Annotated in this window: 1 pseudogene; it reads left to right on the forward strand. The window is 55.7% G+C overall.

The features are described 5' to 3' along the window. Nucleotides 1-1,114 (forward strand): annotated as a pseudogene (locus ACR0BU_RS24700) (IS3 family transposase); the annotation flags it as partial. Between the last annotated feature and the right edge of the window lie 34 nt (nucleotides 1,115-1,148).

Genomic DNA, 1,148 nt, shown 5'->3' on the forward strand with positions numbered 1-1,148 from the left:
GACCGAAGCCCGAAGAGATTGTCTCGAAGTTACGGCAGGTTGAAGTTCTGATGGGGCAAGGCATGTCCCGTCTTGATGCGATCAGGCAGATCGGCGTTGTTGAACAAACCTATTACCGCTGGAGAAAGAAGTACGGTGGAATGGGTGTTGATCAATTGAAGGAGCTGAAACGGCTTCAGAAAGAGAACGATCGATTGCGACGCGCGGTTTCTGATCTGACGTTGGACAAACTGATCCTGACGGAAGCCACAAAGGGAAACTACTGAGCCCCGCTCGTCGTCGTGCCTGCATCGATCATGTCCGCAGCCGGCTCAAAGTATCTGAGCGACGCGCCTGCCGCGTGCTTGGACAACACCGGCCCACGCAACGGCGCGTCCCACAAGGTCGCGCAGACGAAGACCGTCTGGTGGCCGACATGATCGAGCTGACCCGTCAATACGGCCGATATGGCTATCGCAGGATCGCTGCGCTGCTGCGAGAGGCTGGATGGTTTGTCAGCGACGGGCGGATTGAACGGCTTTGGCGACGAGAGGGGCTGAAAGTGCCAATAAAACAACCAAAAAAAGGGCGGCTCTGACTGAATGACGGATCATGTGTCCGGCTTCGACCAGAGCATCGCAACCACGTGTGGTCCTATGACTTCGTCCATTGCCGAACCGATGATGGCAAAGCCTTCCGGACGCTGAATATCCTTGATGAGTACAGTCGGGAATGTTTGGCTATCAGGGTCGAGCGGAAGCTGAACTCGACCGATGTAATCGACGTCCTGACAGACCTGTTCATTCTTCGCGGCGCGCCGAGTTTCATACGTTCTGACAATGGGCCGGAATTTGTCGCCCAGGCTGTCCGAGACTGGATCGCCGCCGTTGGCGCCAAGACAGCTTACATCGAACCTGGGAGCCCGTGGGAGAACGGATACTGCGAAAGCTTCAATGGCAGGTTCAGGGACGAGCTGCTCAACGGTGAGATCTTCTACAGCCTGCGCGAAGCTCAAATTCTGATCGAACAATGGAGGAGACACTACAACACAAAACGCCCCCACAGTGCATTGGGCTATCGCCCGCCAGCGCCCGAAACCATCATCCCGATGGATCACAGGCCGATGATGCACTAACAATCAAATTGGACCATTCAGATGAGGCTGCTCA

The organism is Ruegeria sp. CK2, from assembly GCF_056536585.1.